The following is a 25283-nucleotide window of genomic DNA, read 5'->3' on the forward strand; positions in this document are numbered from 1 at the left end:
CTTATAAGCTAATATAGGTTTTTATGATTTATTTGATAATTTATTATGCTTTATAGGTATTTTATGGTGCCTGGTTAATGTCTGCGGTGTAGGTTCGCAGCGATTCCAGGGAGAAGTGGGGTGGAACCTGTTCTTTCCTTATCGCCACACATTGCTGATTTTGCGGGTGAGTCAGCCCGCAGCCAGAAAACCGCGGAGGATCAGCATATGGTGGGTATCAATAGAGCGGGGCCATCGGGCGCTTATATTACCGGGCACACAGACCCCGAGCCTGCATCAGGGCGCGCACGCGAATCCAGCAGCGGCGCCAGCTCTTCGAACAGTCTGCAGGTGCCGCCGCCCCCTTCAGAGACTTCCGCTTCGCAGGCGCGAGATCGGCGTGAGAGGCTTTTGCGGTCCAGACCGCTGTCGCGCGAAACCAGGGAGTGGCTGGAGCAGGGCATGCCGCCAACGGCGGAGGCTGAAGTGCGTAGCAGACCGCATGGGTCTGCCGATGCCGCAGCACCGCATGCACCTGCCGAGACAAGACCCAGGCCGCAGCACGCAGGGGTGACGGCACACGCCAATAGCATCGTTCAGCAATTGGTCAGCGCGGGCGCTGATCTTGCCCATACTCGTACCACGCTGCGCAATATCATGAGAGGCGAAGAGATGGCTCTTTCTAGAGCCGAACAGAGTATTTTGCGCGAGCATTTCCCTAACATGATTGCGACTGGAATCAACCCCCATTCAGAGCTCGCTATCGAGCTCCGTCATGCGCTCCGTAGAGCGGATCGCCAACAGGCGGCGTCAACTCCAGCAAGGACACCGACGCGGCCCCCGGCGGCCCGTACCCCTACGCAATCATCATCGAGTAGCAGCCAGCGTTCATTATTTGGGCGGTTCGCCCGGCTGATGACGCCTGATCAGAGACGTTCGTCAAACGCATCGACCTCTCAGACACCGGTAGACAGAAGCCCGCCACGCGTCAATCAGGTACCCATACGCCCCGACAGGGCTGCGATGCGTAATCGTGGCAATAACCAGGCCGCCGCAGCCTTGCAGGGATTGGTTCAACAAGGGGTCAATCTGGAAGACCTGCGCACGGCGCTTGAAAGACATCTATTGCGGCACCAACCGATCCCCTTGGATATAGCGTACGCGTTGCAGAGCGTGGGCATTCCCCCAAGTGTTGACACGGCTGAGAGCCTTGTGGAAAGCCCGCTGATGGATTTGAGTGTTGCGCTGCACCGCGTGCTTGGGCCACGTCCCGTTAGTGCTCCGCCTCGCCCAGCCGTTCCGGTGCATCCTCCAGCTGCCTCCAGGCGACCAGATGGCGCGCGTTCCAGCGCATTGCGGGTAATTCCGGAGCGGGAGGATTATGAAAATAATGTGGCTTACGGAATGCGCTTGCTTAACCTGAACCCGGGGGTTGGAGTAAGGAGGGTTGTTGCAGCCTTTATAACCGATCCGGCGGACCGGCCGGCAGTTGTGGACGATATCCGCGCAGCCCGGGACCCTATAACCTCGCAATTCAATCAACTGCGTACGGTCTCCAAGGCCGTTGTTGAATCCCAAAATCCGCCCTTCAGGGACGCGGAACACCATCACCCGGACGATGCGACCCATTGCCTTTTTGGTGAACCATTGTCGCTGGAAAATTCTCGTCAGCAGGTGATCGGCCTGGCGGGGAATCCGACGGACACGTCGGAGCTTTACAGTCAGCAGGGAAATAAGGACCTGGTGTTCATGGATATGAAAAAACTTGCCCAATTCCTCGCAGGCAAGCCTGAGCATCCGATGAACAGACAACCGCTTGACGCCAGAACCATCGCTAACTACGCGTTTAGAATCGTGCCCTGATCACGCAGCCCCTGTAGGTCTGATTGCAGTGGATGGTTTGCGAACCGGCTTGATGCCGGTTCGTTCGTTTACAAGGTGGCTCCCGCCGCGCCTGCCTTGCTCTTGAGCGCTGCTTCAAGGCGGTCAATGAACAGGCGCACCCTGTGAGGAACGCGCTGGCGTGTTGGCAGCACTGCCGTGACAGACAGCTGTTCGGGCATTGCATCTTCGAAGTCCACCTGCTGAAGGCTGCCTTCGTTGATTTCCTGTCGGACATCCCAATAGGTCAGCATGGCCAGTCCCATACCTTGTTTACATGCCGTGCGCACGGCCTCGACGCTGTTGGCAGAGAAGGGGCCCTGAGCGCGAATGGTGATGGGCTCGCCGTTTCTTGTGAACGGCCACCAGGGCATTGCGTGCAAGGCAATGCACGGGTGGTGTCTGAGTTCCTCCAGTAGCGCTGGTTTGCCGTGCCTCGCCAGGTAGTCTGGACTTACACACACCACCCGTGGGTTGGGCGCCAGCGACCTGGCCACCAGTGCCGAGTCGCGTATCGTGGCAATCCGGATGGCGACATCGATTCCCAGTCCGGCGATGTCGACAATGCTGTCCGACAGCGTCAGGTCGATACTCAGTGCCGGGTTTTCCAGCATCAATGCGGGCAGCAACGGCATGATGACTGTCTGACCAAACACACTCGGCGCCGTAACCCGCAAAACGCCACTGGCAGAGCCTGCATCAGCCTTCAGCGTGGTGCGGGCGGCCTCGCTTGCTTCTAGTATGGTTTTGGCATGAGGCAGAAAAACTTCGCCCTCTGGCGTCAGTGATACCGAGCGGGTTGTACGGTGAAACAGCCTGACGCCCAGGTCGTTTTCCAGCGCAGCCAGACGTCTGGAGATTGCCATCGGTGACAACCCGAGTCGACGCGCCGCTTCCGACAGGCTTCTGCTGGAAGCAATGGCGGCGAACACCTCTATATCAGATATTTGCACGGATTATATCCATTTTCGTTAAAGCGCCTTATCTGCACGGCCGGGTTCCAATGGTCTTCGCCAGCCCTTACCGTTGCTACAGGTTCTGTCCATGACTGCGGGCAATTCGCAGGCGATCTGCACAGTGAGGGTTTGAAGTATGAGCGAGATAAACAAACACGTTACAGCCCCGTTCGACATGGGTCATCTCAAACTTAAGAACAGGTTTGCGGTGGCACCCATGACACGCGTGAGCGCGGACGAGCAGGGCAGTGCAACGCAGAACATGACGCGCTATTACGAGCGGTTCGCCAAGGGTGGTTTTGGCCTGATCATCACCGAGGGCAACTATACAGATCGCAGTTCTTCCCAAGGCTACCGCTTCCAGCCCGGGCTCACCGATGACGAGCAGGCTCAGGCATGGCGTGCCACGACCAATGCTGTGCACCGGCATGGCAGTGTCATGATTGCGCAGCTCATGCACGCAGGCGCACTCAGCCAGGCCAATCGCTTCGTCAGCGAGTCGGCGGGCCCTTCGGCCATTCGTCCCAACGGCGAACAGATGGCGTTCTATTACGGCGCGGGCAGCTATCGAATTCCGCGAGCCATGAGCGACAAGGATATCGCCGAGGCCATCGACGGGTTCGCCCGTGCCACGCAGCTGGCTTTAGGCACTGCGGGTTTTGACGGTGTCGAGATTCACGGCGCAAATGGTTACTTGCTGGACCAGTTTCTGACCGATTACAGCAATCAACGCACCGATCAATGGGGCGGTGAGGTCGTACAGCGTCTGCGGCTGACGCTTGAGGTCATCGCCGCGGTGAAAAAGGTCGCCGGGCAGGCACCGGTGGGTGTGCGTCTTTCACAAGGCAAGGTCAACGACTTTCAACATAAATGGGCGGGGGGCGGGCGCGATGCCGAAGTCATTTTCGCTACGCTGGCCGGTGCCGGCGTCGATTACATCCATGTAACCGAACACGAAGCATGGCAGCCGGCCTTTGCCCAAGGTAAAGCCAGCCTGGTCGAACTGGCCCGACGCTACGCGCCAGGCGTTGCGCTGATCGCCAATGGCGGCCTGCACGACCCGGAAAAAGCCGACCAGGTGCTTCATCAGGGGGCGGACATCATCGCAGTGGGCAAGGGCGCGCTGGCCAATCCGGACCTGCCACAGCTGTTGCGTCAGGGCGAGCCACTCCGCGACTTCGATCCAGCCATTCTCGGGCCGATTGCCAACATCAAGGACAGCGAGCTGGCATTCAACGGGATGAATTGAACAGGTTTTCATAGGTGGGCTCGCTTCCGGTTCCAATCCTGCATTACCTTTGACTCTATCCTCCCTGGGGGGATAGAGCGCCGGTCTGAATTGTCCAGGCCAGAGCTCAAGCCATGAGTGAACACGACCACCCCCACGGCCATACGCACCTGTCCCATACAGCTGTTATAAAGCGCCTGAAACGAGCCGACGGTCATTTGCGCAGCATCATCACCATGATCGAAGAAGGGCGCGAGTGTGTGGATATCGCCCAGCAGCTGCACGCGGTCGAGAAAGCGGTGTGCCAGGCCAAGCGTACGTTGATTCAGGATTATATCGATCACTGCCTTGAAGACACGCTCGGTTCACTTGCCAGGGGCGAGCGCGCACCATTGGAAGCCTTCAAGCAAATCACCAAATACCTCTAGGTCTCACGTGCCCAACTTCGTCGAGCTGTTGCAGCAAGGGGGTTCGCACGCCTGGCTGTATTTCCCCAGTGCCATTCTGCTGGTAGCGTTGCACGGGCTGGAGCCCGGGTATTCAAAAACCATGATGGCGGCGTTCATTGTGGCCATTCGTGGCTCTGTGAAACAGGCCGTGATGCTCGGCGTCGCCGCTACCGTTTCGCACACCGCCGTCGTCTGGCTGGTGGCAATCGGCGGGATGTATCTGGGCCAGATCCTGATGTTCGGCTTGACCGGGGGGCTTATCCCTTGCCCAGCAGCCATCACCGTGTTGCTGCTGTGCCTGCAGGTGAAGCAGGTCACCCTGGGCGCGATGATGGTGATCTGTTTCAGCCTGGGTCTCGCCGTCACGCTGGTCACCGTTGGCGCTGCCGCCGCCATCGGTGCGCGAAAAGCCTCGAATCGTTTCCCCTGGCTCAGTGCAGCTGCTCGACACGCACCTTACCTGTCCAGCGTCCTGATTATTTGTGTTGGGATGTATGTAGGGGTCAACGGCTGGATCAGCCTGCATTCGTGAGCTGGCCCGGTGCTTGAGCGTGGCCGCTATCACAAAAATAATTTGTGCATCTTTAAAATATATATTGATTTTTATTGGTATCGCCCGGCCTTAGCATGAGTGGAACTTGAATAAGTCGCCGGACAGCGAGCACGCTGCCCGCTTTCACACGCCACCAAGAGCTGAAATCGGAGTCCTGATGAGTCTTTCTCCTTTCCACCTTGCAATCCCGGTTTATGACCTGGCCGCGACACGTGCCTTCTACGGTGAGGTGTTCGGTCTTTCCGAAGGGCGCTCCAGCGATCAGTGGGTCGACTTCGATTTCTACGGGCACCAGTTGGTGATTCATGAACACCCGAAAACCGCCTCTCAAGAGAGCGTGCACAGCAACCCGGTAGACGGTCACGACGTTCCGGTTCCGCACTTCGGCATCATTCTGGAATGGGCTCAGTGGGAAGCTCTGGCCGAGCGCTTGAAATCCTTCGGCACCGAGTTCGTCATCGAACCCTACATTCGATTCAAGGGGCAGGTGGGTGAGCAGGCCACCATGTTCCTGTTCGATCCCTGCGGTAATGCGCTTGAGTTCAAGGCGTTCAAAGACATGAGTCAGCTGTTCGCAAAATAGTAAAAAGCCTGGCGCACACTATGTTGCGCCAGGTCTGCTAGAGCGGGCGCAGCGCTAACGAGTCAGAGCGTGTTCGTTGATCAGTTGGACCAGCGCGGTTACCGGTTCGGTCAGGCTGCGGCGAGCGCGATGTACCAGCCCGATATCGCGATGGAACGTATGCTCTGTCAAGTCGATAGAGCGCACACCGGCGTGCCATCTCTGCAGGGTTGCCGTTTCCGGAACCAATGCGACGCCGACGCCGTTGGCGACCAGTTTCATAATCGCATCCAGTTCATCGAGCTCGCAGACTTCGCGCAGCGAGACATGGGTCTGGCGCAGGAACTTATCGACCTGTCGGCCACCAAATGACGATCGATCGTAACGAATGAATGGATGAGCCGAAATCAGTTCGGCCCAGTCATCCCCCTGCATGTCAGCAGGCACGATAAGGCGATAGGGTTCACGGACCAGCGTTGTCCAGCGCAAGTCGCTTTGCAGTGAGAAGGGCGGACGGATGATCGCTGCCATGTCGATCTCGCCAGCGTCCACCTGATTGACCAGGTCCATGGACAGGCCGGGAATGACGCGCGTCCTGCACGCGGAGAATTGCTGATGAAACCGAGCCAGCGCTTCCGGCAGAAAGGAGCGTTGTACAGAGGCAATTGCGCCGATGGTCACCAGCACGCTCGCGGGTAGCCCTACTGTCGTAGTGCCAAGGCTGCTGAACTGGCGCACCAGATCCTGACCTTGTAACAACACCTGCTGCCCCATGCGGTTGAGCTGGGCTGAACGTCCTTTTCGGTCGAACAGCTCAACGCCCAGTTCAGCTTCAAGGCGCTGCATCTGCGCACTGACAGCGGCCTGGGTGAGCCCGATCTTGCTGCCCGCCGCAGCGAACGTGCCTTCTCTTGCCACGGCGATAAACGTTTTCAGTTCTTTGATCATGGGCAAAGAATAATTGTATTTTTGCTAAAAATGCATTTGTTTATTTTGTTGTTGGCGGGTTGTCGCCGCTTCAGCGTCATAGGCGCCCGGGCGCTGCCTCAGACAAAAGGTACTCTTTCCTGGAACCAGGCAACGGCCTGGTTTTTGAATGCTTCGGCGGGCGGCGTTAACGGATAGCGCTGATCGTAGGCCAGTACGATGCGCTGAGTGGGCAGCGTTTCGCGTATCGGGCGACACACCAAGGGCTGACCGTCGTAGCTGCGGTCGCCGAAGGGCCTGGTATAGGTCAGGGAAACACCGAATCCGTTGGCGACGAGGCTGCGCTGAAACTCGAAGCTGTGGGTGCGCTGGAGGCTTTGAGGCGACAGTCCATGCATGTTGAACAGGTCCAGCACGTGCTGCCAGCTGTGGACCTGATCAGTAACTACCAGATTGCCTTCACTGAGTGCGTGCAGACTGACATCGGGCTCGTTTGCCAATGGGTGATCAGCCGCCAGCAGGGCATGGGCAGTCAGTTGACGCAACTCGATACACGCCATGTTTGTCGGCAGCCCCAGGTCGTAGGTCAGCGCCAGCTCCAGAGTACCTTCGGCGAGGCGCTTGCCCAGATAGTCGAAGCCGCCTTCGCGCATGTCGACCCTCACTCGCGGATGTTCCTGTTGCAGGCGCCTGAGGATCTGCGGCAGGCAATAGGGTGCCAGGTCCTCGTAACAACCCAGTACCAGCTCTCCGGAAAAGTCGTTGTTGTCGCTGCCGATGTCTGAAAACGTCCGGGCTTCGGCCAGAACCCGCCTGGCCTGTGCCATCACTGTACGCCCGAAAGGCGTAAGCGATACGCCCAGTCCGCGTTGACGAACAAACAGCGGCTGACCAAAAAGCTGCTCGAGTTCGGTAATCGCCGTTGAAATTGACGGTTGGGAAACATGCAGCTCTTCGGCCGCCAACGTGAGATTGCTGTGTTTGGCGGCAGCGAGCGCATAACGGAGTTGTCGCAGACTGAACTTCATAAGAATTTCTTGGGTGATAAATCAATACATATTATTTTATCTTCGCTGAGTGTCATGAAATATTTGCCCCTTGCCCACATTTATTCTTCTTCGAGGGAGTTTCAGGCCATGACACAACATTCGTTTGCCCTCACGACAGAAGACATTGAGGCCTTTCAGCGCGATGGCGCAATTTGCCTGCGCGGCGTTTTCCGCGACTGGATCGGCACCATTGCCGACGGAATCGAGCGCAACCTCGCCGAGCCGGGTGCTTACGCCAGCCGTTACGTCGAGAAGGATGACAAACCGGGCGGCTTTTTCGACGACTATTGCAACTGGCAGCGGATTCCAGAGTTTCGCGCCATGGTCGAGGATTCACCGGCAGCGTCTGTCGCGGCTGCCGTGATGCGCTCCAGATCGGCACAGTTTTTTCATGATCATGTTCTGGTCAAGGAACCCGGCGCGCAGAAGGCCACGCCATGGCACCAGGACATCCCTTACTATTTTGTCGAAGGTAGCCAGAACGTGAGCTTCTGGATCCCCGTGGACCCGGTGCGCGAGTCGACGCTGCGGCTGCTTGCCGGCTCACACCGTTGGGAGAAGGGCATAAAACCGGTGCACTGGGCCGATCAAAGCGATTTCTACAAAGATGCTGGCGGGTACCGCGACGCGCCGGATCCAGATACTGATACCGAGCAAGGCCTGCAGGTACTGGAGTGGGAGATGCAGCCGGGCGACGCGGTGCTGTTCGATTTCCGTACCGTGCATGGTGCTAGAGGCAATGCGTCGGCTCAGCGCCGTCGTGTCTTGTCGCTGCGCTGGCTTGGCGACGATATACGTTACTTCGAGCGTCCAGGACGGACCTCTCCACCGTATCCAGGGCATGCGATGCAGACCGGTCAGAGACTGCGCGAAGATTGGTTCCCGACGATACATCAAGGAGCTTGAGTTTCATGTAGATGAAACAGGTTCGCCACTGATGTGACGAGCATTTGCACTGCCATAACCCTGTTCACTGTGTTGGAGCGTGCGATTGTGAAGATCAGAAAAAACCTTACCGCCACACTGATTGCTCTCGGGCTGTTTGCCGGCAGTGCTGCAAGCCAGGCCGCCGGTTGGTGCGAGTCGGGTAAACCGGTCAAATTTGCCGGGCTCAATTGGGAAAGCGGCATGTTGCTCACCGACATACTGCAGATATTGCTCAAGGACGGCTATGGCTGTGCGATCGATACATTGCCAGGCAACTCCATCACCATGGAAAGCGCCTTGAGCAATAACGACATTCAGGTACTGGCGGAGGAGTGGATCGGGCGAAGCGAGGTCTGGAACAAGGCGTCGGCCAGTGGGAAGGTAGTCGGTGTGGGGGCACCGATTATCGGGGCCACCGAAGGTTGGTATGTGCCACGTTATCTGGTCGAAGGCGATGCCAAACGCAACCTCAAGCCCAAGGCTCCCGATCTGAAGAAGATCGCCGACCTGACCCAGTACGTGGCGCTCTTCAAGGACCCGGAAGAACCGGACAAAGGCCGTTTCTACAATTGCCCGGCGGGCTGGACCTGCGAGTTGGAAAACAGCGAGATGCTTAAGAGCTATGGCCTGGAAGCCAGTTATACCAACTTCCGCCCGGGTACAGGCCCGGCGTTGGATGCTGCCGTTTTGTCGAGCTACAAGCGGGGCGAGCCCATTCTTTTCTACTACTGGTCGCCGACGCCGTTAATGGGACAAGTCGATCTGTTAAAGCTGGAAGAAAAGCCGGGCGTCGATAAGAAAATCAGCATTCAGGTAGGGCTTTCCAATGTCTTTCACGAGCAGGCGTCGGAATTGGTAGCCGTTCTGGAAAAGGTCAATCTGCCGATCGACCTGTTAAACCAGAACCTGGCCCGCATGAGCAAGGAGCGTATCGATTCACCCAAGCTGGCGAAGATATTCTTCAAGGAGCACCCGGAAATCTGGCACACTTGGGTCAGTGACGCTGCTGCCAAAAAGATCGAAGCAACGCTTTAAGGCAAGAAAGGGCATGGATGCCCTTTCTCTTATCGCCGCTGGAGTGCTTGCGTACGCCACCAGCGACCTGGCCGGGCTATTGGTCAGTCTGCCTAATCGATGATATCGGCCACACCCTGATCCTCCCCGAGAAATCCGCCGCTCTGGTGATGCCACAGCCGCGCATAGGTGCCGTTCTTGCCGAGCAGTTCGGAGTGGGTGCCTTGTTCGATGATGCGACCGTCGTCCATGACAATGAGCCGGTCCATGGCTGCGATGGTAGACAGGCGATGGGCGATGGCGATCACGGTCTTGCCTTTCATCATTTCATCGAGGCTTTCCTGAATAGCCACTTCGACTTCCGAGTCCAGCGCGCTGGTGGCCTCGTCCAGCAGCAGGATCGGCGCGTTCTTGAGCATCACCCGGGCAATCGCGACACGTTGACGCTGACCGCCCGACAGCTTGATGCCACGCTCACCCACCAAAGTGTCGTAGCCGCTATTGCCTTGCTTGTCGCTCAGTTGGCTGATGAACCCATCGGCCTGGGCACTGGCCGCCGCGCTGTGGATTTGCGCATCAGTCGCGTCGGGACGGCCATAGGCGATGTTGTCGCGAATGGAACGGTGCAGCAGGGACGTGTCCTGAGTGACCATGCCGATGGCGCTACGCAGGCTGTCTTGAGTGACATGCGCAATATTTTGCCCGTCGATGCTGATCGCTCCTTCGTCCACGTCATAGAAGCGCAACAGCAGGTTGATGAGTGTGGACTTACCGGCGCCGGAGCGACCCACCAGGCCGATTTTTTCACCCGGCCGAATGGTCAGGTTCAGGGCATCGAGCACCTGACGTTCACCGTTGTAATTGAAACTCACATTATCAAAGGTTACCGCACCACCCGTGGTGACCAGGGCGGCTGCATCCGGCGCATCCTGAACCTTGGGGCCGCGGGTCAAGGTTTCCATACCGTCCTGTACGGTGCCAATGTTCTCGAACAGCGAGGTCATTTGCCACATGATCCAGTGCGACATGCCATTGACGCGCAACGCCATGGCGGTAATCGCTGCAACGGCACCGGTGCCAACCTGACCCTGGTGCCACAGCCACAGGGCATAACCACCTGCACCCATGATCAACGCAACGACCAATACCTGATTGACGATCTCGAACTGGCTGACCAGGCGCATCTGGCGAAAGCCGGTGAGCTTGAAGTCCTCCATTGCAGCACGTGCGAAGTGCGCCTCGCGTTTGGAGTGGGAGAACAGCTTCACAGTGGTGATGTTGGTGTAGGCATCCGAGATACGCCCGGTCATCGATGAGCGCGCGTTAGCCTGCTCCTGTCCGACTTTGCCCAGGCGAGGCACGAAATACAGCATGGCCAGACCGAACAGGGCGATCCAGGCAATGAAAGGCAGCATCAGCTTCAGGTCGAAGCCGCCGGCCAATGCAATGATCGCGATGAAGTACACCCCGATTCCGGGTGCGATTTCGATGAGGGTGAACAGCACCTCACGCACCGACAGGGCCGTCTGCATCACCTTGGTGGTGACACGGCCAGAGAATTCATCGGAGAAAAAAGAAAGGCTTTGGCGCAACATCAACCGATGGAAATCCCAGCGCAGCCGCAATGGCAGGTTGATCGCCAATACCTGGTGCTGCACCATCGTACGCAACGCCACCAGCCCGATGCTGGTCAGCAGTACCAGACCGATGCCCCACAGCACGCTACTTTCCTGCATGGCCGTCGCGTCGCCGGCCTTCCACGCCGACAGCAGGTCCACGACCTGTCCGAGGAAAGAAAACAGCCACGCTTCGTAAATCGATACGCCGGCACTCAATAGCGCAAGCGCCAGGATATAGCCACGAGCCCCCCGTGTGCAGGCCCAGAGAAACCGCACCAGACCGTCAGGAGGCGGCGGCACTTCGTCGGGCGGGAAGGGGTCGAGCCATTTTTCAAACGCGCGAAGCATGGTGGTCTCCGAAAGGATTTAGTGAAGATTCTGGCATTGGACGCCTGTGCACAATGCGTCGAGGCATTACCAGGGAATGCAGAGGTTTCTGAGCTTACGGGTCATTGGTCGTCGGCAACACTACGCAGGCTATCCCACAGTCCCATCATTTGAGTGACTGCAGTATCCAGTGTGGCATAGGGAACACCGTCGCGAGCCAGTGTAGACAAGCCCAGAAGAAAACTGTCGAACGCAGCAGCGAGGGTCTCCGGTATCACCGTCGCGGGCAGCTCCCCTGCGGCAACGGCGCGGTGGATGCAGGCAACGATACCCGCACGATTCAGGTTCCGGGCTTTTGCGAGCGGTGCGGAAATAGCCTTGCTCTCTTCCGTGCAAGCGCTCATCAGGCCTAACGCCACCAGGCATCCCTTGGGATGATCGGGCTCGCACTGCATTTTTGCGGACCGGCGAAGGGTCAGTTCAATCGCCTCCCTGGGCGGCAGAGTGTTGTCAAACAGGCTGTCGGTAACCCGACCGTGGGTGGCGAGGTAGCGCTCCATCACCTCATTGAACAGCGCTTGTTTCGAGCCAAAAGCGGCGTAAAAGCTTGGCGCGGTAATGCCTCCGCCTATGTTCGCCTTCAATTGGCTCAAGGATGTCGCATCGTATCCATGCTCCCAGAACAAATGCAGCGCCTGATTGATTGCCACGTCACGGTCAAACGTGCGCGGACGTCCCATCTTTGCCATGCCAGGTCTCCTTCAGAATCATTTAAATACTAGTCGATACATAAGTCATTGACTACCTTGGATGTCCTGCCTATATTTGTATCGATCAGTATATTAGTGGAGAGATTCGAATGACGGCAGACGAGAAACAGTGCGAAAAACTTCCGCTCGGGGCATTGCTGGCTTTGGCGATGACAGGGTTCATTTGCATCGTGACCGAGACGTTGCCTGCGGGTTTGCTGCCCGAAATCGGCAGTGGCCTGGGAGTCTCGGCATCGTTTGCAGGGCAAATGGTGACTGTTTATGCGTTGGGCTCACTGCTGGCAGCCATTCCGCTGACCATCGCTACGCAGAGCTGGCGCCGCCGAACAGTCTTGTTGCTGACGATTGTCGGCTTCCTGATATTCAATTCCGTCACTGCGCTGTCTTCCAGCTACTGGCTGACCCTGATCGCGAGGTTTTTCGCTGGCGTCTCTGCGGGGCTGGCCTGGAGCCTTATCGCGGGTTACGCACGACGTATGGTCGTCCCGCAATTGCAGGGCCGCGCGCTGGCGGTCGCGATGGTAGGAACGCCAATCGCGTTGTCATTGGGCGTGCCTCTGGGAACCTGGCTGGGCGGGTTGATGGGCTGGCGCATGGCATTCGGGTTGATGTCCGGAATGACCCTGCTGTTGGTCATCTGGGTGCTGATCAAAGTGCCGGATTACCCTGGCCAGTCCGCTTCAAAGCGCATGGCATTGCGTCAGGTCTTTTTCACCCCGGGCGTACGCTCGGTACTGGGAGTGGTCTTCACCTGGATGCTGGCTCACAACATTCTTTATACCTACGTCGCGCCGTTTGTTTCCGAGGCTGGGTTGGCGAGTGATGTTGATTTGGTATTGCTGACATTTGGTGTCGCCGCGCTGGCAGGCATCTGGGTAACGGGACGGCTGGTTGATCGTCATTTACGCAAGACCGTGCTGGCCAGCCTCGCGAGCTTTGCGGCGGTTTCGGTGTTCCTGGGCCTGTTTTCTGGCTCGGCCCTGGCCATCTATGTAGGCGTATTTATCTGGGGCCTGACCTTTGGGGGGGCCGCCACGCTTCTGCAAACCGCGCTCGCCGACTCGGCAGGTGAGGGCGCTGATGTGGCGCTTTCGATGAATGTCGTTGTCTGGAACAGCGCTATTGCAGGCGGTGGGCTACTGGGCGGCGTATTGCTTGGACAGTGGGGCGTGAGCTCGTTTACGTGGGTCTTGTTTGCATTGTTAGTGCTGAGCCTGGTTATTGCGCTGCGTGCGCGGGCTCATGGTTTTGCGAGAGGCGATCGGCTGATGGAGTAAATCGTTGCCAGTGGCTGGAGACAACCACTGGACTTGCTCTTCGCTCAACACATGGTCGTCGGCGAGGCGAGCGCCCTGGCGTTATCGCATCGCCGGCCGATCGTCATTACGCAATGCTGTAAGCGTTGAATGCCTTACCCTGTTGCAGGGCGGTGACGATGTTTTTACGGGTCACCGGCAGTTCGCTGCCTTCATTGTCGACGAAGGTTGTTTCCTGCAGTTCGGCGGTGTCGCCTTCGCCGACAAAGGTGAAACCAAGAAACTCGAGAGCTTCGCGGTCGACATTAAGGTTGGAACGCGGGGTGCGCAACGGCAGGCTGACACTCTGGCCATCCTTGCTGATGGTGTAGACCTCGGCTTCCTTTCGGGCACGCGTCGTTTTGCTCTTGGCGGTATTGGGGTTGCTGATCGCCTGATGCGTCTGGTTCAGCACCTTGAGCGCCAGGCCATATACCAGCTCCTGAAACGCCGGATCATTCTTGTAGCTGGACAGGATACGGCTGATCGGGAACTGCGTGCCAAGATCAGCCAGTGCTGCGCTGTCTGCTGCTTCGGCATCCTTGAGGCGCTTCAGTTGGCCCATCAGTTCGTAAGCTTTGTCGTCATCGTGCTCATCCTGCGCCAGGCGAATGGCTGCACGCAGCTCACGGATTTCTTCGCTTTCCTTGGCGGTCTGGAACGCATCAAGCACCATCTCGCTGATGGTCTTGGCCTGCGGCACGTGCTGGGAAAGACCAATTGCGCTTTCGTATTCCAGCTTGGAGGAGGTCAGGGCTTCGTTGGTCTGGGAATCAGGCATTGAATTTCACTATTTCAGGTTTGAGGCATTTCAGATGTGAGGCGCGAAAGGCTCAGGGCGTTTCGGGGGGCGTAATTTAGTGGAGCAACGCGAGGATGTCACGGGTCATTAGCCGGGAGGTGTGACTTGGCACCTTCAGCGACATTATTGGGCTTGTGGTGATTGGCTGACTCTGGGGCACGCAATTGCACACTTTTTTACCCTCAGTCAGGTCTTTGGGCACCTTTGACACGGAGCCGGATGCGCGAAAGGCGAAATGGTTTTGCGCATATGCAGTATCGCGACAGGCTATCTGATGGGTTGGCAGCGTTTGCCGGTCTCGATCCTCGGGGAATCGTGTTCACTCCCGCTTTTGTACTAACGAGGCGTCAAGGATAGCGTTGATGGTCGATGTCAAAAAAGACAAAGAGTTACTGAGAAAAATCATACGCGAAGAGTATGACAAGCCTGGTGCTGCTGCGAGGGCCAAAAAAATTGCTTTTCCCCTTCTTCCCAACAAACTGTTTAAGTTTCGGGGTATTACTAATGGTGCCCTTGATAATTTCGAAAGCGATACTTTGTTCTGCGCGAAGCCTAAAACTTTCAACGATCCCTTTGATTGTGGCTTGACCTTTAAAGTGCCTGATGAGCGTGCTTTACTATCAACTGCGCTGGTGCAGATTGGGTTGAGCACCCCGGCCAGATTGGAGTTGATACGGAAAGCTCCTGATGTGTATGCTGCTTTCGCTGATATTGCAAGTGAACTAAAAGGTAGCGCTGAAGTAACGGATAATTCTGAATTAGCAATGATGATACAAAGCCTGCTCGACGACCCCTATAAACTATCCGGGTCCCCAAAAAACATCTGAATCCGCGACCTCAACCAACGCTCCCCCGGATCATTATCCTGCGCGCCCCTCCAGGCCATGTGCAGCTCAAACGTACGCGTCTCGATCGGCAGGTCTTCAGACCGAACGCCGCCAGCCGCCGTCAGCACCTGCGCGGCATAATCAGGCACGGTGGCGATGATGTCGGTGCCGGTCAGCAGTGTCGCCAGGCCATTGAACTGCGGCACGGCGAGGACGACGTGGCGTTTGCGGTCGATTTTTTCCAGGTGCTCGTCAATGAACCCGCTCAGGTCGCCGGCGAAAGAGACCAGTGCGTGGGGGCGGGCGCAGAAGTCGTCGAGGCTCAAGGGGCCGGGTATCGAGTCGGCGCGCAGCAATTGCGGCTTGCTCCTGCGCAGAACCTTGCGCTTGGCGTTGGCAGGCAGGTCCTGGGTGTAGCTGACGCCGACCGAGATTTCACCCGAGGCCAGCAATGGCGGCATGAGGATGTAATTGACTCGTCTGACCACCAGCACGATCCCTGGAGCTTCAGAGCGCAGGCGTTTGAGCAGGGTGGGCAGCAAGGCAAACTCGACGTCGTCCGACAAACCGATGCGGAACACTGAAGTGCTGGTGGCCGGGTCGAACTCTGAAGCACGGCTGACCGCTGTCGAGATGGAGTCGAGTGCCGGGGAAAGCAGGCCGAATATTTCTGTGGCGCGGGCGGTGGGCTCCATGCTGCGCCCGGTACGCACGAACAACGGGTCATCGAACAGGCCGCGCAGCCGAGAAAGCGCGGCGCTGATGGCTGGCTGACCCAGAAACAGCTTTTCCGCCGCACGCGTAACGCTGCGCTCATGCATCAGGGTTTCGAAAACGATGAGCAGATTGAGGTCGACGCGACGCAGGTCGTTACGATTCATGCGGAATATCTCGGGCCATTTGTCGGTTGGGACGTGAGCAGGGTGCGATAGTACGAGCAAATGCGGGTCTGGCGCAGGGAAAATTAATGGCAAGGCCACGGAATGTCCACATGGCTTGCAATGTCTCGTCGACATGCGAACAATGGCGGCCATTGCGCATCGTGGCTTCCAGACGCTTTCTGGCTGCGACATGCAGCTCACAGGACACAATCGATGACAGGCATGTCGACTATCAATAGCCACCGATAGTGTTCCCGGCAATGCCCGGATAAAGTTTGTGGCATCAAGGTTTACCAGGCGAGGTTCTAAATGTCCCGCACGATCCGTTTTCACCAGTTTGGCCCGGCCGAGGTGCTCAAGCTCGAAGAGCATCCTGTCGCGTCGCCTGTTACCGGCGAGGTGCAGGTGCGCGTCCAGGCCATCGGTGTCAGCTGGTACGACGTTCTCTGGCGACAAAATCTCGCGTCTACCCAGGCCAGGCTGCCTGCCGGCCTGGGTTATGAGATGGCTGGCGTGGTGACTGCGCTGGGCGATGGGGTCGACGATTTGCAAGTCGGCGACAAGGTCGCCAGCTTTCCGGCAGCCGATGCCAACCAGCACCCGGTCTATGGTGAAACCATCGTATTGCCGCGTCGGGCATTGACTCGCTACCCGGATGTGCTTTCGCCGGTCGAGGCCAGCGTGCATTACACACCGTATCTGGTGGCGTACTTTGCCTATGTTGACCTGGCGCGTATCAAGTCCGGGCAAACCGTGCTGGTCACCGACGCCAGCCACTGTTCCGGTCCTGCTTTCGTGCAGTTGGGCAAGGCGCTGGGCGTTCGAGTGATCGCCGCGACCAAAACTGAAGATGCCCGTGAGTATTTACAGTCGCTGGGTGCCGACAAGGTGGTGGTCACCGAAGAGCAGGACTTGTTGATGGCAATCAACAAGTACACCGAAAACCGTGGTGTCGATGCTGTTTTCGATGGCCTCGGTGGCCCGCAGATGTCGATCATGGGTGATGTGCTCGCGCCACGCGGCAGCCTGGTGCTGTATGGTCTGCAAGGCGGTAATCAGACGCCGTTCCCGGCCTGCGCTGCGTTCCAGAAAAACATTCAGTTCTACGTGCACTGCCTGGGCAATTTCACCGGCAAGCCTGAGCTGGGTATTACTCAGGATGAGGCTGCACTGCAACGCGCCTTGCAGCAGATCAATCAAATGACCGCCGACAAGGTACTTGCGCCGTTGCAGACGCGCAGCTTCCCGTTCGAGCAGGTGGTGCAGGCGCACCGTTACATGGACGTCTGCCCGATTGGTGGGCGTGCGGTGCTGGAAGTCGAATCGGTCTAATATTTTTTTGCCCTGTAATAAAAAAGCCCTCCGCTCTGGAGGGCTTTTGCATTCAGGAGTTTGGCGTTTCCTGCTCCTTCAATAATTGCTTGATGGATGACGCGAACTGACTGCCACCCTCTGCGGCGGTGTAGACGATGTGCAGTTGAATGTCGGTAACCGCAGCTTTGTTGTCTTTTCCTATGAATTGCTTCACAACTTCTGCATCTGGAAATTCCAGCGTCCAGTTCGATATCGCGCCTGTCCCTTCAAAAGGCAAATAGCGCCCATCGTCGAACATCAGCTCGCACAGCCAGTTTTCGCTGCCTATGCCCCGGCCGTCGTCCGACAGGCTGGAAGACAGCGCGATTTGCTGTTGCGCGCGCAGATTGGTCTTGAGGTACGGGTTGGACTTGCGTGTTTCGTACAAAAGCCTGGCGGCTTCGATATCCGGTCTGACCAGCGTGGTGCTGCCGGTCTGGTTAAGCACAGCGCAGAGGTTCTGCAAGCCGTCCGGATCACTGGATTGCAACTTGAAGGACACCGACACATGCTTGAGCTGACGCAAATAATGCCCGGGATAGTTACGGTCGAAGTCAGCAGCTCTCAAGGAAAACATCAGAGGCTTGGTGCCCAGTTCCTGCAACGTCTTAAGCCATTTACCGTCGTCGGTTATACCTACTTGGGATCTGAGCGAAACCGTTTTGCGAATGTTCATGCGCCGTTCGGAAGACTGCAGGTAAGCCGCTTCCATCTCCAGCACATCCAGTTGCAATGACTCTCCGGCCAGCATGCCGCGGAAGTTGTCATTCCAACCGCCGGTGCGAATGAACTGCGCATGTTCGTAGTCGCCTATCTCATAGCGCCAGGCGCCTTCGAGGGCGAGAGCCATTGACAATACCGCATCGTAGGCCGGGGCGTAGACAGTGCTCATCCGCGCGACCAGCCAGTTGTAGGTAGGAATGATAGTGAAGCCGGTGGTCATCGACACATAGGCTTCCTGCATTGCAATACGCTGAGCTTTTGCTTCTTCGACGGCGATTGCTGCAGATTTTATAAGTATGTCTTGTTCGACGATTTGTTGGTTCAGGGTCGCCATTTCGAAAGCGGCGAGATCCACTTCAAGTTGCCAGCCTCTTGAGCGACGTTCGTATTCGGCCTCGGTAGTCAATCTGTCCGACGCGAAGGCCAGTGCTCTGCTCAAAGCATGAGCACCACCAATCGCGGCAGACACCGGAGCAGAAAATTCCTGACCACCCATTGCCATACCGAAAACATTGGGCAGCGCATCAAGCGTTCCTTTCACGGCCTCTGGTAACGACGTCGCAGTTTCCATGTACGCAGCATCGACCTTGCAACGCAGTGCTATAGACTCAAGATCAGTTTTCCCCTCGGAGACCTGATCCCTATAAAACGTGTGCCGTAAATCTATTGCATGCTTACCCGATATCAGCGTCTGTTTGCCTGCCTGGGCAGCGTTGAGCGCTTCTGCCTGGAGCTTTATTGTGAAGTCAGCAAGCTGGACTTGCTGGTCCTGTAGCTGCACCGACAGTGATGTGTCAAATTCACTCTCCATAAGATGCATCAGATGACGACCCATGTCGGTCAACACCCTTATTGCTTGCTGCACCCTCGTTACCAGTGCGGGAAAACGATAGACCGGTATCAGGCCGAAGGCACTATTATAGGTGGAACTGAGTCCACCGGCTTTCCCGGATGAATGGCTGAACGGATCGTCGGTTGCGTAGAGTGGCAAAAATGGCATTGCCTTGCCGTCAAGCGTCAGGCCGTGGCGCAGGTTGAACAGGCGCTGTTCGATGGTGCTGCGCAGATCGGTAAGGCGGGCGTTGAGCGGGGTACGGAACGCCCCTTCGGTGACGCCTTTCAACGGTTGAGCCGTCCAGCTGTCTCCCCTTGATGTTTCGGCAATCTGGCCGATCAGCTTGAGCGCCTGCTGATAGCTGAGCCAGGCCTGCGTGAGGCTGTCACGGGTGAGGTGCCGATAATAATGATCACCCTCGCGCTGCCAGTGTTCGACCAGAAACAGGAATACTGCCTGCCGGTAGTGACGGGACGAAGTGAAGGCCCGTATCGCCGGGTCGACAGAATCATCAAGCTGCGACGTGCCTGTGCTGATGTCGGCAAGCGGCCTGGTACTCCACAGCGCAGGTTGGTCATGTTCTCCAGTGCCAGTGCGGTAAGGGTCAAACAAGTGCTCAGTACACCAGCGTAACGCCTCCTGAAACTGTTTCTCCTCGCTGAGACGTGTGGTGACCAGAAACGGGAGATGCAGGAATAATTCACGGAAGTAGCGCCCGTTGGCACCATGGAAGTCCACCGAAACTGTACTTTCGGCGTCGATGGCAGGCTCCAGTAGCATCTGTGTATCCCATGCCAGCACACGATCAACCGACTGCGTGGCCCGGCTGACCAGTTGCTTGCCGAACAACGTGTTGAGCCGGATAGTGCTGAACGGGAGGTCTTGCATACCACTGAGTTCCAGGTAAAGGGCCTGTTCCGGGTTGCGGGTGATTTTGCAGTCCCATAGAGTAAACGTTCGAGACGAGACTATTTTGACTTCATGGAGTTGATTGACCACCCAGTGGTCCACCCCCACCAACGCCACCTGGTAAGTACCAGGTGAAATCTCATCAAGGTCTGCTTCGATAAAAGCCTCCCCATTGGCCACTACCTCTTTCCTGGCCCGCTCTACGAACGTTTCGTCAGCGGCAGCTTTGGTAAGGATTTTCAGCTGTATGGAGGCAAAGGCGGCATCACCCTGAAGGGCAGACCATGCGCCGTTGGGCAGCGGTATTTGCTGCAAAAAGTTGAATGAAATACGTAAGGTTTTGTTCAGTGGTCTTTTTACATAAGTCGATAGCGTGCTCGGCGACGCCTTGACTGGGACGAGGGTGACAAGATGCTCGTGGTTGGTGAATACAAGTTTTCTGTATGATATTTTGCTCGATGTGAAAGTTAGTGCGACAGTTAAGTTTCCGTTTGTTGAAGCAGTTTTAAGGTTTAAGGTTTTTATGTGTTCAATTAAGTATTCGGGTGTATTTATTGTGTTGTTTATTTTAAAAATTCTGAATGGTTTTGTGTCCTAATTTCATTACTTCCATCGTCGCCGATGTCGTTAAGTAATTCGAGCATTAACTGTAAAACATATTTTTTTTGATTTTTAGTAGGTGACGAGATACCTACGGCTTCGAGTATTTCGGCGATATAATTTCAAGCCCGTTTATGTGTTCAGAATCCTGTATAAGTACTGTGCTGTCAATGAAAAAATCTATAACTGCTTTTTCATATTTTCTTGTAAAGAGGGTGAAGTTTTCACCTTTGGTTGAATCTGTTGTCGATTTTATAGGAAAGTCGCTTTCAGTAAGTTGAAACTCAAGTTTGTAGGATTGGCTGGATAAAATATCACCTACATACACGTGCTGAATCCTTCTAGCATCGTTGTACTCAGTATGCAATGCAGTAAGCAGTTTGCTTTCCTTGTCCTCTTCATTTTGGTGTTCTTCGCCTATCACTTTTTCATCAATCAACAACAAGTCACGCGCCTGAACAAAAAAATCATAATCTTTCGTTCCTAGCGCATCCTTCTTTTTACCTGGTATTTTTGGCTGTCCTTTTACAGGGTTCTCTCTTTCAGGCTTGTCTTCTGTCGTTGCATCGTAAAGCAGTGCGATCAACCAGGGGTCGTTCTCGCGCTTGCCATGTTCGTCCACAATAGCAATTAGCCCGGGTTTGTAAGTGTCGTCTTTAAGGTAATTGTTATTTTCATCTTTTAAACGCTTGCCATCCTTTGTCCCGTCCAGGGCCAGCAACTCATTCGCTGGGCTCCATAGCCCATCTATCTGCTTATAGCAGTAATGCACGGTAATTTTTCTGAACTTTGTAGGCGTCTGCTTCGTTTCGTCTGCGCTGGGTATCGGAGTGGTCGAGCGTTCGACCCAGATCACATAGGGACGCCCAGCGATGATGATCGGACGAATCACATCCAGCGTTTGCCCATCTGTGGTTGGTGTTTGCACGATCTGCCCGCTCAGAGGCAAGCCGATTTTCTCCCATTCACTCCATGCCAGCGGGCTGAGTTGCCCCAGATTATCGCGCTTGCTGATATCCAGCGATCGCCAGTAGTACTCAGTCGGTTCGACGTTGGTCTTGCCGATGAAATGGTAGGTATCGCTTACCGGGTCAAAGCCGTCGAGGTAGCCGCTGACCACTTGCAGGTTGCTGACGTGCTCGAACTTGCCGATGTAGTTAGCCACCGCGAGTTGCACCATGTCGTTGGTCAGTTTGCCCTGATTCAGTTCATTTTCCAGCTCGACGAATGGTTGGCTCTTGCCGGGCCGCAAGGCTGGCTGGATAAGGTTTTCCGGATGGCTGACCTGTTGGTGCCAACTGCGCCAGCGCGCGTACTGGTTGCAATAGCGACGCCATTCGTCGTCCGCGTCAGCAATAATATTCCGCGCCGCTGTGTCGTAACCCGGTTCCAGGTGTGCGAAAAATCGGCTGAGGTAATGTTGCAAACTGGCCGTCGCATGCGCCATCTGACTGGTCATGACTTCACTGGAAACCTGCACGTCGGTCAGCAGAAAGTTGGACAGATCGTCGGCGTCGGCAGCAGTGGAAAACCTGTAGTCAGGCGTGTTGGGCAAGTTGATCAGCAGGTAGCCAACCAGTGCATCTCGCCACGCTTCGTTGAGCGGAATATTGATAGCGTGCTGCTCGGCCTCATCACAACTTGCGAACAACAGCGTGGCAAGTGACTGAACCTGTCCATAGGATGATTTTGCATCCAGTGCAGTCAATGCGATAAGCGACTGGCATGACAGCCCTGTCTTCTGGCAAAGCAACTGTAAGCGCAGGACCTGATCGACATCGGCGACATTGAAAGCTCTCTTCTGAATCGGTTTGGCTTCAGCTACTTCTTTGGGTGCCGTGTTCAGCAGCCCATTTAAAGGGTCCCCGGTTCGCGTGCGGTCAGTAAAGCCGAGAATCTGACCTTTAAATTTTAAGAGTTTGCCACTTTTCTTCAGGTACTCAGCTCTTTCCTTATTTTGCGAATAGACTTCAGTGAACTCATCCGGACTAACGATCAGCGGTCCAGGGTTATCGCTTAAAAATTTTTGAAACGACATGAATATCGGCTTTATCCCTGAATACACATTGTTGATGTCCAGGGTCCAATAATAGTTTTGTGCAATATATGAGACTCCTCCATTCCCGTTGACGGTGTCTCTGGAGCTCTTGTCCAGGCTGGCGAGGTAATCGGCAAATGTCTTACGATCTGGTTTGACGATAACTTTGGTGGCCTCTGGCGCAGGCTTTGGCTCCGGCAGATACGTAGTCCCCACGGCACATAGCGTTTCTTCAGCGTTCCAGCCAATCAACTTCGCCAGTCGCTCTGCCGCCTCAAGTCCTGTTGACTCGTCTCCATCGCTGTTGATGGCCTGCAGATAATCCAGAACATCGGACTCCTGATAGCCAGTCTCCTGAGCGCGTTTGACCCAATTGCCAAGGCATGAAAGCTGGTAGCACAGGTCAAGGCTTGATCCCGACTCGTCCAAGGCCATTTGCTCAGGGTATTCCAGTAGCAACTCAAGCCCGGCGGGGCTGAGGTTGAAGCGCATGATCAGTTCGGCATGGCGTTTTAGCTCTGACCACATGACGAATGCGCTTTTGCTGAACGTGTTCTGGCTGCCCGCCTGAATTGCGTTGTTTTTTATTTCATTGAGCAAGGTAGCGGTACTGATGTCGAGCCAGCGCAACAGGAGCAATACGTGCTGTTCACTCAATACCGATCGACCAGGCTGATTGCTATTGCCTGACAGCGCCGCCCCCAACGACTTGATAACATCTTCCTGAGCGATCAGCGCTCCATTGATCTGCGCGGCGAAGGCCTCACCGGTTTTGAGGTAGGCATCTACATCCAATGCATCACTCTGTGCTAACGCGCCCGTCAGACAGATTGAAATCTGAGCATTGATCGCCGCCAAGCGGTCCTGGCCCTGGAATACGGGAATTGCCTTGACCCAGCCATCTGTGTCAATCAGAGGGTTGAAAAGCTGCAGCCAGGTATTCTTGTCGTCCTTGAGTGCAACCTGCTGCACAGCGGCCAATGATGCAAGTCTGGCTTCTGTCAGCGATGATTTGCCCAGCCGATCTGCAGATTCCGTGATCAATTCCAGCCAGTCGGCCGGAGCGGGGAGCGTTTTCGCCTCGATATCCGGCGTGGGCGTCAGCAGCAACGCCAGTAGATCCAGACCGATGTTTTGCAGCCTCGCCCACTGAGTGAGGTTCACCGCAGCCATTATCACGTCGAGGATGTCCGGCTGATCGTCTTTATCAAGAAGCGTCGGTGCGCCAGCCAGTTGCTTGAGCAGGTCGTCGTTGCCGATGAACAGCAGCGACATCAGACCGGCCCCGGCCTGCGGCGATAGCCTCAACAGGCGCGGCAGGTAAACCTGACGATATAACGCAGAAAACAAGGTCAGTGTTCGTTTGGGCAGTTTTGTCGGGGCGCCTTTTGCGGCGGGTTGCTGGAATCGCTGTGTAGTTGCAACGAAATCTCTGGCGGTCTGTTCGTCGATCTTCAGTGCGTAGCACATCTGCGCCAGCGTAGCCTGGCCCGCGTCGGTATCCAGATCGAACTCAGCGTCATCGAATATCACTCGGGTCTGATTGCTGTCGTTACCGTTGGCGGCCTGCGCACCCAATACGGTATCCAGAGCGGGCAATGCCTGACCCACCGAATATACCGGCAACGCGCCAAGCATGGTCGCAAACTGCCATGCGCTGACCTTGAAATCACGATGCAGGTAACGGAACACGCTGATTGCTCGCAACGTGTTGGCGGTAAAGTGGAAATCTTTGGTTTGACCTTCTGCACGCAAGGCGGACATTACCAGCGTATCGACGTCAGCGAACGGCAGGCCGAGGAAGCGCTGCAAGTGAATGAGCTTGTGCAGGCGGGCGAAATGGCTGGCGTTGACGTTGGTCAGTTGCTGGCCTGACGAGCTGTCAGCGGGCACTGTAATGGCGATTGCCGGGCTGCTGGCATTGTTGATAAACGAGGCACCGTAAACCTGACTGGCTGCAACCTCTGTTTGCGATGCGACAGGGAGGTGTTCGGAACGTTTTACCGTGGTGCTGAAGCCGGTCTGCTTTCCATCGTCCGTACTTTTGAGGGCAAGCAGGTCGTAAAGGTCCTGTTCGCTCAGCCCGGTCTGGTGGCGAAACAGGGCTACATCGCTGATCGCCAGCAGAGCCTCGGTTGCGCTACCGGCTACGCCGTAGGCAGTTTTGAAAAAATCGGCTTTTGCCGCAGTCTCATTGTCCAGCAGCAGTGTGTGCAGGGACGGGTCAAGGCCGCTGCCCGAGAGTATGGCCGCGCGCAGGTCTTTCTGGCGGAAATTCTGGTAGCAGAAGTTGGGATAATCATAAGACGCAAGCTTGTGCACATCGAACAGCGTTATGCCCTTCTGCTCAAGCACCGCCCGCATTTGCTGGAAAGCCAGATGGAATGGCAGCGTTGCATGACTGCCCGATGCGGCGATGGCATTCGGCAATGGTGTAATGCCGGCCAGCATCTGCGCGGGATGAGCGAGTATATCGATCACCAGTTTTAGCGCGGATACGGTCTGGTGGGCGCTGGTTTCGTCAAGCAGCAGATCGCCCAGCGCAGGGCGTCGGACACCGAGTTTGATGGCCTTGTTGTCGGCCATTATTTCCAGCTTGATGGCTCGTTGATACAGATCGCTCAGGTAGGCAAGAGGCCCGTCGCTGGAATCCAGTGCGCCCGCGGAGGTGGTGTGCGCTAGGTTTTCCGGAAACAGACTGGCGTAGGTCGGAGATGAACTTTTTTCGAGGGAAGCGGATGGTAGGGCCATGGTTGTACGTCCTTGTTGGGTTTGAAAA

Annotated in this window: 19 protein-coding genes; 10 read left to right on the forward strand and 9 right to left on the reverse strand. The window is 56.2% G+C overall.

Annotated elements, in window-relative coordinates:
* The first annotated feature begins 894 nt into the window (after positions 1 to 894).
* Entirely contained in the window at positions 895 to 1842 is a 948-nt protein-coding gene (locus RYA97_RS10540) for a type III effector (RefSeq protein WP_272939219.1), read from the forward strand.
* 68 nt (positions 1843 to 1910) lie between these two features.
* On the opposite strand, the gene RYA97_RS10545 is transcribed toward RYA97_RS10540, so the two are convergent.
* Positions 1911 to 2813: a LysR family transcriptional regulator gene (locus RYA97_RS10545; RefSeq protein WP_054078951.1), complete on the reverse strand. Its 903-nt coding sequence runs from the start codon at positions 2811 to 2813 to the stop codon at positions 1911 to 1913.
* Between the two features lie 139 nt (positions 2814 to 2952).
* Between RYA97_RS10545 and RYA97_RS10550 the strand changes: the two genes are divergently transcribed.
* The 4 genes from RYA97_RS10550 to RYA97_RS10565 all read left to right on the forward strand — a co-directional run bounded on the left by RYA97_RS10550 (position 2953) and on the right by RYA97_RS10565 (position 5629).
* A complete protein-coding gene (locus RYA97_RS10550; RefSeq protein WP_117139355.1) occupies positions 2953 to 4065 on the forward strand; it encodes an NADH:flavin oxidoreductase in 1113 nt (370 codons plus the stop codon).
* Positions 4066 to 4178: 113 nt separating this feature from the next.
* A complete protein-coding gene (locus tag RYA97_RS10555) occupies positions 4179 to 4472 on the forward strand; it encodes a metal-sensing transcriptional repressor (RefSeq protein WP_117139354.1) in 294 nt (97 codons plus the stop codon).
* A 7-nt stretch (positions 4473 to 4479) separates the two neighbouring features.
* On the forward strand, positions 4480 to 5025 hold the full coding sequence (locus RYA97_RS10560) for a nickel transporter (protein ID WP_117139353.1): 546 nt from the start codon (positions 4480 to 4482) through the stop codon (positions 5023 to 5025).
* Between the two features lie 178 nt (positions 5026 to 5203).
* A complete protein-coding gene (locus tag RYA97_RS10565; RefSeq protein ID WP_003364399.1) occupies positions 5204 to 5629 on the forward strand; it encodes a VOC family protein in 426 nt (141 codons plus the stop codon).
* 54 nt (positions 5630 to 5683) lie between these two features.
* On the opposite strand, the gene RYA97_RS10570 is transcribed toward RYA97_RS10565, so the two are convergent.
* Together RYA97_RS10570 and RYA97_RS10575 are read right to left on the reverse strand one after the other, a co-directional pair.
* On the reverse strand, positions 5684 to 6556 hold the full coding sequence (locus RYA97_RS10570) for a LysR family transcriptional regulator (protein WP_117139352.1): 873 nt from the start codon (positions 6554 to 6556) through the stop codon (positions 5684 to 5686).
* Between the two features lie 98 nt (positions 6557 to 6654).
* Positions 6655 to 7563, reverse strand: a complete 909-nt coding sequence (locus tag RYA97_RS10575) for a LysR family transcriptional regulator (RefSeq protein ID WP_117139351.1) — start codon at positions 7561 to 7563, stop codon at positions 6655 to 6657.
* Positions 7564 to 7671: 108 nt separating this feature from the next.
* On the opposite strand from RYA97_RS10575, the gene RYA97_RS10580 reads away from it, so the two are divergent.
* Together RYA97_RS10580 and RYA97_RS10585 are read left to right on the forward strand one after the other, a co-directional pair.
* Positions 7672 to 8490 (forward strand): phytanoyl-CoA dioxygenase family protein, encoded by an 819-nt coding sequence (locus tag RYA97_RS10580; protein ID WP_003364393.1) that lies wholly within the window; start codon positions 7672 to 7674, stop codon positions 8488 to 8490.
* An 87-nt stretch (positions 8491 to 8577) separates the two neighbouring features.
* The gene (locus tag RYA97_RS10585; RefSeq protein ID WP_117139422.1) at positions 8578 to 9546 is read left to right on the forward strand and encodes an ABC transporter substrate-binding protein; all 969 of its coding nucleotides are present in this window, start codon (positions 8578 to 8580) and stop codon (positions 9544 to 9546) included.
* A 92-nt stretch (positions 9547 to 9638) separates the two neighbouring features.
* On the opposite strand, the gene RYA97_RS10590 is transcribed toward RYA97_RS10585, so the two are convergent.
* Positions 9639 to 11492: an ABC transporter ATP-binding protein gene (locus RYA97_RS10590; protein WP_005745112.1), complete on the reverse strand. Its 1854-nt coding sequence runs from the start codon at positions 11490 to 11492 to the stop codon at positions 9639 to 9641.
* 101 nt (positions 11493 to 11593) lie between these two features.
* Positions 11594 to 12220 carry a TetR/AcrR family transcriptional regulator gene (locus RYA97_RS10595; protein WP_005776963.1) on the reverse strand — a complete coding sequence of 209 codons (627 nt, stop codon included), beginning with the start codon at positions 12218 to 12220 and terminating at the stop codon, positions 11594 to 11596.
* Positions 12221 to 12330: 110 nt separating this feature from the next.
* On the opposite strand from RYA97_RS10595, the gene RYA97_RS10600 reads away from it, so the two are divergent.
* Positions 12331 to 13518, forward strand: coding sequence for an MFS transporter (locus RYA97_RS10600; RefSeq protein WP_010197402.1), 1188 nt, complete (start codon positions 12331 to 12333; stop codon positions 13516 to 13518).
* 106 nt (positions 13519 to 13624) lie between these two features.
* On the opposite strand, the gene RYA97_RS10605 is transcribed toward RYA97_RS10600, so the two are convergent.
* On the reverse strand, positions 13625 to 14317 hold the full coding sequence (locus tag RYA97_RS10605) for a hypothetical protein (RefSeq protein WP_002553325.1): 693 nt from the start codon (positions 14315 to 14317) through the stop codon (positions 13625 to 13627).
* Between the two features lie 383 nt (positions 14318 to 14700).
* On the opposite strand from RYA97_RS10605, the gene RYA97_RS10610 reads away from it, so the two are divergent.
* Entirely contained in the window at positions 14701 to 15165 is a 465-nt protein-coding gene (locus tag RYA97_RS10610) for a hypothetical protein (RefSeq protein WP_005776973.1), read from the forward strand.
* Here the strand turns inward: RYA97_RS10610 and RYA97_RS10615 are convergent.
* Positions 15132 to 16046: a LysR family transcriptional regulator gene (locus RYA97_RS10615; protein ID WP_002553328.1), complete on the reverse strand. Its 915-nt coding sequence runs from the start codon at positions 16044 to 16046 to the stop codon at positions 15132 to 15134. The genes RYA97_RS10610 and RYA97_RS10615 overlap by 34 nt on opposite strands.
* 309 nt (positions 16047 to 16355) lie before the next feature.
* Between RYA97_RS10615 and RYA97_RS10620 the strand changes: the two genes are divergently transcribed.
* Positions 16356 to 17378: a zinc-dependent alcohol dehydrogenase family protein gene (locus RYA97_RS10620; RefSeq protein WP_005776975.1), complete on the forward strand. Its 1023-nt coding sequence runs from the start codon at positions 16356 to 16358 to the stop codon at positions 17376 to 17378.
* A 52-nt stretch (positions 17379 to 17430) separates the two neighbouring features.
* Here the strand turns inward: RYA97_RS10620 and RYA97_RS10625 are convergent, their stop codons facing one another.
* On the reverse strand, positions 17431 to 20046 hold the full coding sequence (locus RYA97_RS10625; protein ID WP_316892247.1) for an insecticidal toxin complex protein: 2616 nt from the start codon (positions 20044 to 20046) through the stop codon (positions 17431 to 17433).
* A 511-nt stretch (positions 20047 to 20557) separates the two neighbouring features.
* Positions 20558 to 25255 carry a Tc toxin subunit A gene (locus RYA97_RS10630; protein WP_316892248.1) on the reverse strand — a complete coding sequence of 1566 codons (4698 nt, stop codon included), beginning with the start codon at positions 25253 to 25255 and terminating at the stop codon, positions 20558 to 20560.
* Positions 25256 to 25283: the final 28 nt, after the last annotated feature.

It is taken from the genome of Pseudomonas syringae group sp. 26L6 (assembly GCF_032587815.1).
GTDB lineage: Bacteria > Pseudomonadota > Gammaproteobacteria > Pseudomonadales > Pseudomonadaceae > Aquipseudomonas > Aquipseudomonas amygdali.